This window comes from Streptomyces sp. DH41 (genome assembly GCF_029813785.1).
Lineage (GTDB): Bacteria > Actinomycetota > Actinomycetes > Streptomycetales > Streptomycetaceae > Streptomyces.
The window spans coordinates 269,252-283,556 of sequence record NZ_JARVKY010000007.1 but is presented as its reverse complement, the minus strand read 5'-3'; the positions used below and the strand labels follow the sequence as shown (position 1 = coordinate 283,556).

At 71.8% G+C, this 14,305-nt stretch carries 13 protein-coding genes; 2 read left to right on the top strand and 11 right to left on the bottom strand.

The genetic code is table 11. From position 1 onward, the window contains the following. Positions 1-45 precede the first annotated feature (45 nt). The 6 genes from rplS to QC283_RS14740 all read right to left on the bottom strand — a co-directional run bounded on the left by rplS (position 46) and on the right by QC283_RS14740 (position 3,678). Positions 46-396: a 50S ribosomal protein L19 gene (gene rplS / locus QC283_RS14765; protein ID WP_030041016.1), complete on the bottom strand. Its 351-nt coding sequence runs from the start codon at positions 394-396 to the stop codon at positions 46-48. A gap of 136 nt (positions 397-532) precedes the next feature. After that, positions 533-1,366 (bottom strand): tRNA (guanosine(37)-N1)-methyltransferase TrmD, encoded by an 834-nt coding sequence (trmD, locus tag QC283_RS14760; protein WP_279561950.1) that lies wholly within the window; start codon positions 1,364-1,366, stop codon positions 533-535. Then, positions 1,366-1,968 carry a ribosome maturation factor RimM gene (rimM, locus tag QC283_RS14755; protein WP_279561949.1) on the bottom strand — a complete coding sequence of 201 codons (603 nt, stop codon included), beginning with the start codon at positions 1,966-1,968 and terminating at the stop codon, positions 1,366-1,368. The genes trmD and rimM overlap by 1 nt, the downstream gene beginning before the upstream one ends. Before the next feature lie 218 nt (positions 1,969-2,186). Continuing rightward, positions 2,187-2,426, bottom strand: a complete 240-nt coding sequence (locus tag QC283_RS14750; protein WP_005479813.1) for an RNA-binding protein — start codon at positions 2,424-2,426, stop codon at positions 2,187-2,189. A gap of 2 nt (positions 2,427-2,428) precedes the next feature. Beyond that, a complete protein-coding gene (gene rpsP / locus QC283_RS14745) occupies positions 2,429-2,848 on the bottom strand; it encodes a 30S ribosomal protein S16 (protein ID WP_279561948.1) in 420 nt (139 codons plus the stop codon). A 233-nt stretch (positions 2,849-3,081) separates the two neighbouring features. Further along, positions 3,082-3,678, bottom strand: a complete 597-nt coding sequence (locus QC283_RS14740) for a hypothetical protein (protein ID WP_279561947.1) — start codon at positions 3,676-3,678, stop codon at positions 3,082-3,084. Positions 3,679-4,349: 671 nt separating this feature from the next. On the opposite strand from QC283_RS14740, the gene QC283_RS14735 reads away from it, so the two are divergent. Both QC283_RS14735 and QC283_RS14730 read left to right on the top strand, forming a co-directional pair. Beyond that, positions 4,350-5,315: a class I SAM-dependent methyltransferase gene (locus QC283_RS14735; RefSeq protein ID WP_279561946.1), complete on the top strand. Its 966-nt coding sequence runs from the start codon at positions 4,350-4,352 to the stop codon at positions 5,313-5,315. A 108-nt stretch (positions 5,316-5,423) separates the two neighbouring features. Next, positions 5,424-6,020: a hypothetical protein gene (locus QC283_RS14730; protein WP_279561945.1), complete on the top strand. Its 597-nt coding sequence runs from the start codon at positions 5,424-5,426 to the stop codon at positions 6,018-6,020. Between the two features lie 9 nt (positions 6,021-6,029). On the opposite strand, the gene ftsH is transcribed toward QC283_RS14730, so the two are convergent. The 5 genes from ftsH to QC283_RS14705 form a co-directional block, all read right to left on the bottom strand. After that, positions 6,030-7,979, bottom strand: a complete 1,950-nt coding sequence (gene ftsH / locus QC283_RS14725) for an ATP-dependent zinc metalloprotease FtsH (protein ID WP_279561944.1) — start codon at positions 7,977-7,979, stop codon at positions 6,030-6,032. Between the two features lie 119 nt (positions 7,980-8,098). After that, complete coding sequence (gene ffh / locus QC283_RS14720) at positions 8,099-9,649, bottom strand: signal recognition particle protein (protein WP_279561943.1); 1,551 nt, start codon at positions 9,647-9,649, stop codon at positions 8,099-8,101. Between the two features lie 157 nt (positions 9,650-9,806). Then, positions 9,807-12,311 carry a [protein-PII] uridylyltransferase gene (locus tag QC283_RS14715; RefSeq protein WP_279561942.1) on the bottom strand — a complete coding sequence of 835 codons (2,505 nt, stop codon included), beginning with the start codon at positions 12,309-12,311 and terminating at the stop codon, positions 9,807-9,809. 26 nt (positions 12,312-12,337) lie between these two features. Continuing rightward, the gene (locus QC283_RS14710; RefSeq protein WP_030577740.1) at positions 12,338-12,676 is read right to left on the bottom strand and encodes a P-II family nitrogen regulator; all 339 of its coding nucleotides are present in this window, start codon (positions 12,674-12,676) and stop codon (positions 12,338-12,340) included. Further along, positions 12,673-14,019: an ammonium transporter gene (locus QC283_RS14705; protein ID WP_279561941.1), complete on the bottom strand. Its 1,347-nt coding sequence runs from the start codon at positions 14,017-14,019 to the stop codon at positions 12,673-12,675. Before QC283_RS14705 ends, QC283_RS14710 begins: the two co-directional genes overlap by 4 nt. Between the last annotated feature and the right edge of the window lie 286 nt (positions 14,020-14,305).

Genomic DNA, 14,305 nt, shown 5'->3' with positions numbered 1-14,305 from the left:
CGGGGCCAGATAGTATCCGGCCCCGGCGTGGACCCCTCAGCGCGCTCAGTTGTCGCGCTTCTCCTTGATCTTCGCCGCCTTGCCGCGCAGCTCGCGCAGGTAGTACAGCTTGGCGCGACGGACGTCACCGCGGGTGACGAGCTCGATCTTCTCCACGATCGGGGTGTGCACCGGGAAGGTACGCTCGACGCCGACGGAGAAGGAGACCTTGCGGACCGTGAAGGTCTCGCGCACGCCGGCACCCTGGCGGCGGATGACTACGCCCTTGAACTGCTGCACACGGGAGCGGTTGCCCTCGATGACGCGGACGTGGACGTTGACGGTGTCGCCGGGGCGGAAGGCCGGGACGTCACTGCGCAGCGACGCGGAGTCGACGGAGTCGAGCAGGTGAGACATTTCGTCTGCTTTCCTCGCTGATGCCACAGGTCATCAGCGGAAACTAGGTGTTTCGGAATCTGGGATGTGCGGGTCGGGACGGGCGTCGTGTCCCCCTGTGGCAGGGGCGCGCTCCGGACGGACGCACAACAGCGACCTATTCTTCCACGCCCGGCGCCCTACGCCAAAATCGGCCGTACGGCTCCCCCTCCGGGTCAGGTTCCCAGCCCAGGATGGAGAGCATCTCGCGGTCCTTCTTGTCGAAGGCCCCGGGGTCGCACCGCTCGATCAGGTCGGGCCGGTTGGCCGTCGTACGCCGCAGGGCCTCGTCGCGGCGCCAGCGGGCGATCTTCCCGTGGTGGCCGCTGAGGAGCACGTCGGGGATGCCGCGGCCGCGCCACTGCGGCGGCTTGGTGTGGACGGGCCCCTCCAGCAGGTTGGCCATGACGCCGGGGGCGAAGGAGTCGTCCCGGTGGGACTCGGCGTTGCCGAGGACGCCGGGCAGCAGCCGCGCCACGGCCTCGGTGACGACGAGTACGGCCGCCTCGCCGCCGGCCAGGACGTAGTCGCCGATGGACACCTCGTACACGGGCATCCGGGTCGCGTACTCGTCGATGACACGGCGGTCGATGCCCTCGTAGCGGGCGGGTGTGAAGACCAGCCAGGGCCGCTCGGAGAGGTGGACGGCGAGTTCCTGGGTGAAGGGCCGGCCGCTGGGCGTGGGCACGATGAGGGCGGGCTCGCCGGAGCCCGTCTCGTAGCCGTCGGCCAGGACGGAGTCCAGCGCGTCGCCCCACGGCTCGGTCTTCATCACCATGCCGGGGCCGCCGCCGTAGGGCGTGTCGTCGACGGTGTTGTGCCGGTCGTAGGTCCAGGAGCGCAGGTCGTGCACGTGGACGTTCAGCTGTCCACGCGCGCGTGCCTTGCCGACGAGGGAGACGTTCAGCGGTTCCAGGTACTCGGGGAAGATCGTGACGACGTCGAGCCGCATCACGCCTCTTCCTCCGAGGAGTCCGCGGGTGCGTCCGCAGAGGAGTCCGCGGGTGCGTCCGCCGCGGCGTCCCGCGCGGAGGCGACCTCGGCGCGGTCGTCGATCAGGCCGGGCGGCGGGTCGATGACCGCGCGCTGCTCGTCCAGGTCGATCTCGGTGACGATCTCCGACACGAACGGCACGTAGACCTCGCTGCCGTCGGGGCGCTCCACCACGAAGAGGTCCTGCGTGGGCAGGTGGGAGATCTCGGTGATCCGGCCGACCTCGTCACCGTCCTTGGTCACCACGTCGAGGTCGATCAGCTGGTGGTCGTAGTACTCGTCGTCGTCCTCGGGACGCTCGTCCGGGTCGACGTCGGCGATCAGGAGGGTGTTGCGCAGCGCCTCGGCTCCGGTGCGGTCGTGGACGCCGGCGAAGCGCAGCAGGAGACGGCCGCTGTGGACCCGGCCGGTCTCGATGGTGAGCGGCCCGGTGGAGGCGGGGTCGGTGGTCAGTACGGCACCGGGCCCGAGCCGCAGCTCGGGCTCGTCGGTGCGGACCTCGACGGTCACCTCGCCCTTGATTCCGTGGGCGCGGCCGATACGCGCGACTACCAACTGCACTGTGCTTGATCTCCTGTCGGAACTGCGACGAACCGGTCACGGCTCGTACGACGCCGGTCATGGCGCACACGACGTCGGGCACACGCCGCATACCACGCCGGTCACGGCGCACACGACGCCGGGCGCACGACGCATACCACGCCGGTCACGGCTGTACGACTACGGGCCGGGGACGGCCCAGTGGCCCTCCCCGGCCCGAGCCGGTGCTGCGTTTGGCGTCAGCGGACGTGGTCCACGTCGACGAGGTCGACGCGAACACCACGGCCGCCGATGGCGCCCACGACGGTGCGCAGAGCGCGTGCGGTGCGGCCGTTGCGGCCGATCACCTTGCCGAGGTCGTCCGGGTGGACCCGGACCTCGAGCACACGCCCGCGACGCAGGTCACGCGAGGCGACCTGCACATCGTCAGGATTGTCGACGATGCCCTTCACGAGGTGCTCGAGAGCCTCCTCGAGCATGCTCAGGCCTCGGTCGACTCGGACTCGGCGGCAGCCTCGTCCTTCTTGTCGGCCTTCTTCTTCTGGGTGATCGCCTCACCCTTGCCCTCGTCGTCGCCACCGATCGCCTCGAAGGTCGGACGGGCCGACTTCTCGGCCGGCTGCAGCAGCGGCGCCGGGGCGGGCTCGCCCTTGAACTTCTGCCAGTCGCCGGTCTTCTTCAGGATGGCGAGCACGGGCTCGGTCGGCTGGGCGCCGACACGCAGCCAGTACGCGACACGCTCGGCGTCGACCTCCATCACCGACGGGTTGTACGTCGGGTGGTACTTGCCGATCTCCTCGATGGCCCGGCCGTCACGGCGGGTACGGGAGTCGGCGACGACGATGCGGTAGTGAGGCGAACGGATCTTGCCCAGACGCTTCAGCTTGATCTTGACTGCCACTGGAGTGGGTTCTCCTGGTTTTGACGTGATTGGGCACGGCGAGAGAGCCGCGTGGGGTTGCGGTACCCGAGTGCCCGATGGACGCGTCAGCCGGAGGAGAGAGGGGTCCTGTGCGACTGTCGAGTACAGCTAGCCATTGTGCCACACGCGGGCGGGCCCCTCGGACCGAGGGCGGACCGAAGGCGGACCGAGGGCGGAGCGCCCGGATCCGGCTGCCACGAGCAGCCGGACCGTCAGCTCGCCGCCGCGCCGACCACCTCCGGAATCCGGAACGGCTTGCCGCAGCCGCCGCACATGATCGGAGCCTGGGCCAGGACCGACGGGACGACCCGTACATTGCGTCCGCAGTCGCACACCGCCTTCACGCGCACCCCTCCCCCGGAAGAGCCGTGCCGGGCGGCCGGACCGCGGAAGCTCCGGACGGAGTCGGTCGCGGTCGCCGCGGTGTGGGCCTTCAGCGCGCGCTGAAGGCGTTCCATGGTCGGGCGGTAGCGGCGCTTCGCCTCGGGAGTGAGCGTGACCAGTGAGAAGCCGCTGCTCGGATGCGGCTCCTCGGGGTGGTCGAGGCCCAGCTCCTCGGCGATCGCAAGGAATCGTCGGTTGTGGTAGCGCCCCGCGCGGGAGGTGTCGCGTACTCCACGCGCGGCGGCGATGCCGTGGACTGCCTCATGGAGCAGTCGCTCGAAGGAGAGCTCGTGCCCGCAGGCGGACGACGACTCTCCGATCAGGGACTCGGGCGCGGCAAGATCGGGCAGCTCGGTGTGGTGCCGCTGAATGTCGGCCCACGCCTGCGCCAGCTCTGCGGCGAGAACAGGTGGTGTCGTGCTCACGTAATGACAACGAGCCGGGGTGCCGCTGTGTTCCTATTCCGGGGCATCCCAAATAATTTGCACGTACCCGTCAGTTGCCGCTGATGCGTCCCGACGAGGGCGGGTGCGCTGATCTGCGGAGAAGCCTCACAGCTCATACCAAGCTGGTGCGTAGTCCGACGTACGCGCCGGCGCGTAGGCCCTGTCCACGCGCCGGGATGCGTGTGACCCGCGGGTGCGCAAGGGGCGTTTCGGCCGCCGTCCGCCCGGGAGCACGCCACCCGATCGGGCACGTCGACGGGTGCGACGTTACCGGGTGTGCCGCCGGCGTGCGGCACCGCCCCGCCCCCTGTCGGTCCCCGTCCTCGTGCGGCCGCCGCCGGGCTCGCCGACCTTGGCCAAAACCGCCTCGCCGGCGCCACCGCCACCCGCTGTCATCACCGAGGGGCGCGATCAGGCCATCCGCCGAAGGGGTCGGGACGGGGCTACCGGGAGTACCACGCGGCCAGGCCCACGTTGCCGGGAAGTGAAATCTCGCCACTGGGGCGGGGACCGGGCAAACCGGCCCCCGCTACCACTGGACGCCACGGCGAGCCCGGAGTTTCCTGGCATACGGGGGAAGTACGAGCGCACTGCACGGGGGCCACGGAATCGGGCACAGCGGCAACACTCGGCGATTGGGGCGCTTTCCTATGACACCTACGCTCGTGCGGCAGCACTCATCTCACTCGGGGGCGACGCCTCGTGTGGACCCAGGTGCACGCGCGCGTGACTGGTCCGAGATACAGGAGCGGATGCTCGTACCGCTCTACGAGGCCGTCTACGAGCGCCTGGACGTGGGCGGCGGCACACGGATGCTGGGTCTGGGCTGCGGTTCCGGGCTGGCCCTGCTGATGGCCGCCTCGCGCGGCGCCGCGGTGACCGGTGTCGACTCCCGCTTCCCGGAACGCCTGACCCTGGCGCGGCAGCGGCTGCTTCCCGGCGCGTCCGGCGCTCCCGTGTCGTCGCCCGACGCGCGGGGCACGCACCCACGGGTGGACTCCGTACGCGCGGACGGCGCACGGAGGGACGGCACGCAAAGGGACGGAGTACGCCCGGACGGCGTACGCGGGGACGGCGCGCGGGTCGTCGAAGGCACGCCCCGGGACGTGGCGGCTCCGTCGGCCCCGGTCTTCGACCTGGTGACCGCCTTCGAGCCTGTCGGGTGCCTCGCGGGCGACTCGGAGGGGCTGGGCGAGCTGCTCGCCGAGGCGACGCCGCTCGCCGGGCGCGGGGCCGCCGTGGTGCTGGCCGGGTGGGGCCCGCCGGAGCGGTGCGCCACGACGTCGGTGCTGCGGGTGGCCACCAAACTCGCGGACCCGCTGCGCGGCGCGGGCAGCTGGCGCCCCGCCCTGCGCGACGACCTGGAGGAGGTCGCCCAGCGGGCCGGACTCAGGCCGGACGGTTCGGGACGGGTGGCGTGCCCCTTCGGGTACGGCGACGCCGGCAGCGCGGTTCGCGGGCTGCTGTCGACCGGGTTGTTCGACGCGGCCATCGCGACGACCGACCAGGAACAGGTCGACAAGGAGCTGTCGGAGGCCCTGCATCCGCACCAGCGGGCGGACGGGACCGTGTGGATGCCGAACGTGTTCCGGTACCTGATCGCCCGGCTTCCCTGACGACCGGTTCCGATCGGGTGTGCGCGGCGTTTCTCCCGGTGGGTCCTGGGCCTCTAATCTGATCCACCGTTCGGGGGAACGGACCCATCCGCGTACGGGAGCCCTGTAGTGCCGCACCACAAGACCGCGCCGCGTCTCGCCGCGCCCGTCGCCGTCCTCGCCCTGGCCCTCACCGCGTGCGGGGGCGGCGACGACGCCGACGCGAAGAGCCCGGCGAGCCCCGAGGTGTCCGTCTCTCCCTCCCGGGCGGTCTCGGGCGGCGGCCTGGCGACGGGCGAGAGCGCGACGGGCAAGGTCGCGGAGGGCCCCGGAGAGGTCACCTACGACGTCGTGGCGCAGAAGGTGGAGGTCGGCACGGAGGCGGAGGCCGCGAAGGCGGTGGCGGACGCTGCGGACGCCGAGGGCAGGGTGCCGGCCGTCGCGCACGTCAGGTACACGCACAGGAGCGGCCCGGCCCTCACCGGGGGCTCCGCCGTGCACCACGGCACCACGGTCTTCGCCGACGGGCAGCGCGGCGGCGTTCTCATCGGTGCCTCGGACGACGCCCCGGGCTGCGAGGACCCGTACGACGTGCGGAGCTGGAAGCAGGGCGACAGCCACGTCTTCTGCGAGACGTACCTGATCCCCGCGGACGCCACGAGCGTGGAGGTGCACTGGAAGGAGGAGGACGGCGAGCCCTACGTCTGGAAGTACTCGCGGAAGTAGGGACGGTCCTCACGTCTCCCGGCCGTCGTCCTTCGTCAGCCGGGTGATCCCGGCGATCCGGTACGCGTCCGCCTCCTCCAGCGTCTCGTTCGCCAGCAGCGCCTCGGCCAGCGCGTCGAGCTGCCCCCGGTGGTCGGTCAGCTTGCGGACGGCCTCCGCGTAGCACTCGTCGACGACCCGCCGCATCTCCCCGTCGATGGCGTCGAGGGTCCCCGGGGCGGCGGCCAGCCCGTAGGCCTGCTGGGCGTCGCCGGGGAGGGCGGACAGCCGGCCGACCCGCTCGCTCATGCCCCAGCGGCCGACCATGCCGCGCGCGATCCGGGTGACCTGTTCGAGGTCGCTCTCCGAACCGGTGGTGATCACGTCGTACACCACCTGCTCGGCCGCCATGCCGCCGAGCGCACCGATGATCCGACCGCGCAGGTACTCCTCCGTGTACGCGTACTTGTCCGCGTCCGGCGTCGACAGCGTCACCCCGAGCGCCCGCCCGCGCGGCACGATCGTGATCTTGCGAACGGGGTCGGCGCCCGGTCGCAGCATGCCCAGCAGGGCGTGCCCGCTCTCGTGGTAGGCGGTGCGCCGGCGTTCCTCCTCGGGCATCACCAGCGGGCGTTCGGCCCCCAGCTGGATCTTCTCCATCGCCTCGGAGAGGTTCGCCTGCGTCACCCGGTCCTGCTTCCGCTTGACCGCGAGCAGCGCGGCCTCGTTCGCGAGGTTGGCGAGTTCGGCGCCGGTCATGCCCGGGGTCGTACGGGCGACCTGGGCGAGGTCGACGTCCGGGGCCAGCGGGATCTCGCGGGTGTGGATCTCCAGGATCGCCTTCCGGCCGCCCCGGTCCGGCGGCGAGACGCTGACCACCCGGTCGAAGCGGCCGGGACGGGTCAGCGCCGGGTCCAGGATGTCGGCGCGGTTGGTGGCGGCGATGACGATCACGCCCTCGGCGCCGGAGAAGCCGTCCATCTCCGTGAGGATCTGGTTCAGCGTCTGTTCCCGCTCGTCGTGACCGCCCATCCCGGAGCCGCCGCCACGGGCCCGGCCGATGGTGTCGATCTCGTCGATGAAGATGATCGACGGCGCCACCTTCCGGGCCTCTGCGAACAGCTCCCGCACCCGGGAGGCGCCCACGCCCACGATCATCTCGATGAACTCGGACGCGGACGCCGAGAAGAACGGCACGCCCGCCTCGCCGGCGACCGCGCGCGCGAGGAGTGTCTTTCCGGTGCCGGGCGGGCCGGACAGCAGGACCCCGCGGGGCATCTTGGCGCCCATGCGGCGATACGCCTCGGGGTTCTTCAGGAAGTCGACGACGTCGCTGAGCTCGCCCTCCACCTCGTCGATCCCGGCCACGTCCGCGAACGTGGTGCGCGGCTCGCCGGCTTCCAACTCGACCGGCTTGGGCGGTGCCTTGCGGCCGAGCATGCCGCCGGCCCCGCCCCCCAGGGCGCCCCGCATACGCCGCGCGATGAAGACCCACAGCACCACCAGGAGCAGCATGGGGGCCAGCGAGATCAGCAAATTGACCAGGAAGCTGCGCTGCTGCACGACCGGCTCGGCCGTGACGGTGACGTCGTGCTCGGTCAGGTCGTTCCAGAGCCGGTCGTCCGCGAAGGTCGGCCGCTCGGTCGTGAACTTGGTGTAGGTGCCGTCGCCGTCGGGATTGTCCCGGGCCTTCTTCAGCTGGCCCTGGATCGCGTCGCCCTTGGCGTAGATCTTGCTGACGTTGCCCTCGTCGACCTGCTTGCTGAACTCCGTGTAGGAGATGGTCGGCTCGTCTCCCTCGTTGAAGAAGGAGAGCACGAGGTTGGCGATGAGGAAGACGATCAGCGCGGAGAGGGCCAGGTTCCACCAGCCGCCCCGCGTCCTCCTGCCGCCGGACGGCGGCTTGGGGGGCTCGTCGGGCGTGCCCTCGGTGCGCCAGGGCGGCTCGGGGGCCTTGCGCGGCGGGGACGGGTTGGTCATATCCGGACGTTACGACAGGACGGCCGTCCGGGCATGTGGGTGTACGGCGCTGGGGGCGCCCCCCGTGATGAGGGGCGCCCCCAGCGCCGTACGGACCTACGAACCGGACCGGACGGGCGTCAGCCCATGAACTTCTTGAACTCGTCCGGCAGCTCGAAGTTCTGGTCGCCCTGCTGGGGCAGTCCGAAGGCGCCCCCGTTCTGCGCGGCGGCGGCGCGGCGGTCGGCCTCCTCCTGCTCCTGCTGCTTGCGCTTCATCGGGTTGCCGGAGCGCTGCTTGCCCTTGGCCTTCTTCTGCTGCTTCTTCTGCCGGCCGGGGCCGCCGCCCATGCCCGGGACGCCCGGCATCCCCGGCATGCCGCCGCCCTGGGCCATCCGGGACATCATCTTGCGGGCCTCGAAGAACCGCTCCACGAGCGACTTGACCGCGCTGACGTCGACGCCGGAGCCCTTGGCGATGCGGGCGCGGCGCGAGCCGTTGATGAGGGTCGGCTCCTGGCGCTCGGCCGGGGTCATCGACTTGATGATGGCGGCCGTGCGGTCGACGTCGCGCTCGTCGAGGTTGTTGATCTGGTCCTTCATCTGGCCCATGCCGGGCAGCATCCCCAAGAGCTTGGAGATCGAGCCCATTTTCCTGACCTGCTCCATCTGGGCCAGGAAGTCGTCCAGGGTGAAGTCCTGGCCCTTCTTGGACGCCAGCTTGGAGGCCATTTTCTCGGCCTCTTCCTGGCTGAACGTCTTCTCCGCCTGCTCGATCAGGGTGAGCAGGTCACCCATGTCGAGGATGCGGGAGGCCATCCGGTCAGGGTGGAAGGCGTCGAAGTCCGTGAGCTTCTCGCCGTTCGACGCGAACATGATCGGCTTGCCGGTCACCGAGGCGATCGACAGGGCCGCACCACCGCGGGCGTCGCCGTCGAGCTTGGAGAGCACCACGCCGTCGAAGCCGACGCCGTCGCGGAAGGCCTCGGCGGTGTTGACCGCGTCCTGACCGATCATCGCGTCGACGACGAAAAGGATCTCGTCGGGGCTGACAGCGTCCCTGATGTCCGCGGCCTGCCGCATCAGCTCCTGGTCGATGCCCAGGCGGCCGGCGGTGTCGACGATGACCAGGTCGTGGACCTTGGTCTTGGCGAACTCGATGGAGTCCTTGGCGACCTTGACCGGGTCGCCGACGCCGTTGCCCGGCTCGGGGGCGTAGACCGCGACGCCGGCGCGCTCGGCGACGACGCTGAGCTGGTTGACGGCGTTGGGGCGCTGGAGGTCACAGGCGACCAGGAGCGGCGAGTGGCCCTGCTCCTTGAGCCACCGGCCCAGCTTGCCCGCGAGGGTCGTCTTACCGGCACCCTGGAGACCGGCCAGCATGATCACGGTCGGCGGCTGCTTGGCGAAGCGCAGGCGGCGGGTCTCACCGCCGAGGATGCCGACCAGTTCCTCGTTGACGATCTTGAGGACCTGCTGGGCCGGATTGAGCGCCTTGGAGACCTCGGCGCCCAGGGAGCGCTCCTTGACCTTCTTGATGAAGGCACGCACGACGGGCAGGGCCACGTCGGCCTCGAGGAGCGCGATGCGGATCTCGCGGGCCGTGGCGTCGATGTCCGCCTCGGTCAGCCGTCCTTTGCCCCGGAGGGATTTGAAGGTGGCTGACAGGCGGTCGGAGAGAGTATCGAACACGGCGGCGTAGGTCCTCGCGTCGGCGTTGGTGTGGGTCGCCCTCCAGGGTATCCGGCCCGGCAAGCAAATAGTCCCTGCCCGCTGCGGAGAGCGGACGGGGACGGATCCCCGCAGCGGCGGGAAGCACATCCGGTGAACCCACCGGGCGACCGCAAGGTCACGCCCGCAGCGACTCCTCCAGCTCCCGGGCCACCGCCGCCGCCTCGTCACCCGGCAACGGCGCGCCTTCACCCCGCGTCACATAGAAGGCGTCCACGGCATTCGCCCCCAGCGTCGAGGCGTGCGCGCTCCGCACCCGCACCCCCGCCGCCTCCAGTGCCCGCCCGAGCCGGAACAGCAGACCCGGCGCGTCCTGGGCGCGGACCTCGATCACGGTGGCCAGCCGGGACGCGGCCGGCGCGACCGTCACGCGGGGCGGCGGCGGCTCCACGCCCCTGCGCCGTGGGTAGGCGGCGTCCCGCTCGGCGAGCCGGCCCGCGATGTCCAGGGTGCCGTCCAGGGCCCGGACCAGGTCGGCGCGCAGGCGGGTGGCCTGGGGCAGGGAGCCGTATTCGGCGGCGACCCGCCAGTCCAGCAGCAGGACCGAGCCCTCGACACCGTCCGGCAGCGGAAGGGACCGCAGTTCGGCGGTGCGGACGGTCAGCCGGTGCATGGCCAGCACCCCGGCCACCGCCGGGAGCACGCCCGCCTGGTCGGGTACCGCGATCAGCAGCTCCACACCGAGCGGCTCCGGATCGGCGGTCCGCTCCGGATCGGCGGCCCGCTCCGGGACCGCGGCATGCCTCGGGTCCGCGGCCCGTTCCGGACCGGCCGGCGGCTCGGTCTGCGCGCGCAGTGCCAGCACCGGTCCGCCCGTACGGAACGCCTCGACGGCGAGCCGCTCCTGCTCCGCCGTGGGCGCGGCGGCCTCGGGCTCCTCCAGCCGGTCCCCCGCGAGCACCGCCGAGACCCGTTTCACCAGGTCGGCGACGAGGGAGCCGCGCCAGGACGACCAGGCGGCCGGCCCGGTGGCCAGCGCGTCCGCCTCGGTCAGGGCATGCAGCAGCTCCAGGGTGTGCTCCGTGCCGACCGCTTCGGCGACCGCGCGCACGGTGGCCGGGTCGTCCAGGTCGCGCCGGGTGGCCGTCTCGACGAGCAGCAGGTGGTGGCGTACGAGGGTGGCGACGACACTCACGTCCGCGCGGTCGAAGCCGATGCGGGCGGCCACGTCCCGGGCGATGGTCTCGCCGACCACGGAGTGGTCGCCGGGCCAGCCCTTGCCGATGTCGTGCAGCAGCGCGGCGACCAGGAGGAGGTCGGGCCGGTGGACACGGCGGGTGAACCCGGAGGCGCGCACGGCGGTCTCGATCAGGTGCCGGTCGACGGTCCACAGGTGGACGGCGTTGCGCTGCGGGCGGCAGCGCACCCGCTCCCAGTCGGGCAGGAGCCGGGTGATCAGCCCCTCGGCCTCCAACGCCTCCCAGACCTCCACGGTGGGCCGGCCCGAGCCCAGCAGGGTCACCAGCTGTTCCCGTGCCTCGGCGGGCCAGGGCGCGGGCAGCGGGCGTACGGAGGCGGCCAGGCGCCGCACGGCGTGCAGGGAGAGCGGGAGCCCGGCCTGCGCGGCGGCGGCCGCGGCACGCAGCGGGAGCACGGGGTCGCGGTCGGGGCGTGCGGTGCGGGCGAGCACCACCTCCCCGTCCTGCTCGACGACGCCCTCGGCGAGCGGGGAGCGTTCGGCGACCGGTTTCCCGCCGCCGCCCAGCAGGGCGCGCAGTCTCGGCCGCACGGAGCGCGCCCGCAGTACGCGCCCCACCTCGCGCCAGGTGACGTCGCCCGCGTACGAGATGACGCGCGCCGCCTCGTACACCTGCCGCAGCAGTGTGTCCGCGTCCAGCAGGCCCAGCTCGGCCGCCACCTGGTCCTGCTCCTGCAACGCCAGCCGGTCGGTCGCCCGGCCCGTCGCCAGGTGGAGCGCGTCGCGTACGTCGAGGAGTCGGCGGCGGGCCTCGGCGAGGCCCTCGCGCGGGGCGTCGGCCAGCCAGGAGGCGGCGACGGCACGCAGGGCCGTGGCGTCGCGCAGGCCGCCCCGGGCCTCCTTGAGGTCGGGTTCCAGCAGGTACTGCAGCTCGCCCTGGCGTTCGGCGCGTTCGGCGCAGAGTTCCCGGAGCTCGGGGAGGCGTCTGGGCGCCTGGTTGCGCCAGTCGGCGAGGACCGCGGTGCGCAGTGAGGCGGTCGGTCCCGGGTCGCCGGCGAGATGGCGGGCGTCCAGGAGGCCGAGCTGGACCTTCAGATCCTCGCCGGCCGTCTTCCGGGCCTCCGCGGGCGTGCGTACGGAGTGGTCGAGGGCGAGGCCCAGGTCCCAGACGGGGTACCAGAGGCGGTCGGCGAGGGTGGCGACCGCCTTGTCGTCGCCGCCGTCGTGCAGCAGGAGCAGGTCCAGGTCGCTGCGCGGGGACAGTTCGCCGCGCCCGTAACCGCCGACGGCGATCAGACTGACGCCCCGGGGCGGGGCGCCCGCCGCGGCGAAGAGGCCCGACAGCCAGTCGTCCGTCACTTCGGCGAGGGCCGTACGGCGCGGCGGCCCGGACCGCGCCCCCTCGGTGAGGAGGCGCAGCCGGGCCGCCGCGTAGCCGCCGGGTCCGGAGTCCTCCGCTTCTTTCGTCACGTCCGTACTCGTCACCCGGCGACTCCTGTTCGTCCGTCGTGTCAGAGCGCGTCGGGACCGCGCTCGCCGGTCCGGACCCGTACGGCCGTCTCGACCGGGACCGCCCAGACCTTGCCGTCGCCGATCTTGCCGGTGCGGGCCGCCTTGACCACGACGTCGATCAGCTGCTCGGCGTCGTCGTCCTCGACCAGCACCTCGATGCGGATCTTGGGCACCAGGTCGACGGTGTATTCGGCGCCCCGGTAGACCTCGGTGTGGCCGCGCTGGCGGCCGTAGCCGCTGGCCTCGGTGACGGTCAGGCCGTGGACCCCGAAGGCCTGGAGGGCCTCCTTGATCTCGTCGAGCCGGTGCGGCTTGACGACGGCGGTGATGAGTTTCATGCGTCCACCTTCTTGTTCTGGGCCGACGCGGCCGTGGAGGAGGCCGGTGTGGCGGTCGTCCGGGCGGCACCGCCGCCGGCGCCGCTGAAGTCGTACGCGGTCTCGGCGTGCTCGGCCTGGTCGATGCCGGCCACCTCGTCGTCCTCCGGCACCCGCATGCCGATCGTCTTGTGCAGGACGAGGGCGAGGATGGCAGAGACGACCAGGGAGTAGGCGAAGACCCCGAGGACACCGGCGCACTGCTTCCAGAACTGGTCCAGGCCACCGCCGTAGAAGAGGCCCTCGACGTCGGACTGGCCCTTGCCGGTGGCGAAGAAGCCGACGAGCAGGGAGCCGAGGATGCCGCCGACGAGGTGGACTCCGACGACGTCGAGGGAGTCGTCGTAGCCGAACCGGTACTTCAGGCCGACCGCCATGGCGCACAGCACACCGGCGATGACACCGACGGCGATCGCGCCGAGCGGGGAGACCGCGCCGCCGGCCGGGGTGATGGCGACCAGGCCGGAGACGGCACCGGAGGCGGCGCCCAGCGTGGTGAAGGCGCCGTGGCGGATCTTCTCGTAGGCGAGCCAGCCGAGGACGGCCGCGCCGGTGGCGACCTGGGTGTTGACGAACATCAGCGCGCCGACGCCGTCGTCGTTGCCCAGCCAGGAGCCGGCGTTGAAGCCGAACCAGCCGAACCAGAGCAGGCCCGCGCCGAGCATGACCAGCGGCAGGCTGTGCGGGCGCATCGGGTCCTTCTTGAAGCCGACCCGCTTGCCGATGACCAGGATGACGCCGAGCGCGGCGGCACCGGCGTTGATGTGCACGGCGGTACCGCCGGCGAAGTCGATGACCCCGAGTTCGAAGGCCCAGCCGCCCGCGCCCCACACCCAGTGGGCGACCGGGAAGTAGACGATCGTGGCCCACAGGGCGATGAACAGCGCCCACGCCGTGAACTTCACCCGGTCCGCGAGGGCGCCGCTGATCAGGGCGGGCGTGAGCACCGCGAACATCAGCTGGAAGACCAGGAAGACGAAGACGGGGATGGTGTAGCCGTCCCACAGCTCGGTCAGGCCGATGTCGCTGAGGCCGATCCAGTCGGAGTTCCAGCCGACGACGCCGCCGGTGTCCGTGCCGAACGCCATGGAGAAGCCGTACAGCACCCACAGGACGGTGACGATGCCGAGGCTGATGAAGCTCATCATCAGCATGTTCAGGGTGCTCTTGACGCGGACCATGCCTCCGTAGAAGAAGGCCAGGGCCGGGGTCATGAGCATCACCAGGGCGGAGCAGATGAGCATGAAGCCCGTGTTGGCGGCAGAGAGCTCCGTCTCTGCGGCGAGCGTGATGGCTGGAGCCATCGGCGTCTCCTCGTCGTTGGTACGGCCCCGTGCGGGCGAAGCCTGAGCGGGCTGTGAGGGGTGGGCCGGTTATGCGCCATGAGATTGGCGCAGCGCGGTTTCGGTGGACGCCCCTCGTTGTTTCGCCGCCGTGACGAAGGCGCCGTGCGTGTTACGCGTCGATGAACTGCCGGGTGCGGGGCCGGACGCTCGTTGTCGTGGTGCGGTGTTCCGCACGGGACACAAGCCGGCCGCGGCGGCCTCCGAGTGACCTGGCATGGGGGAGCCGAGTCGGGCAGTTCGGGAG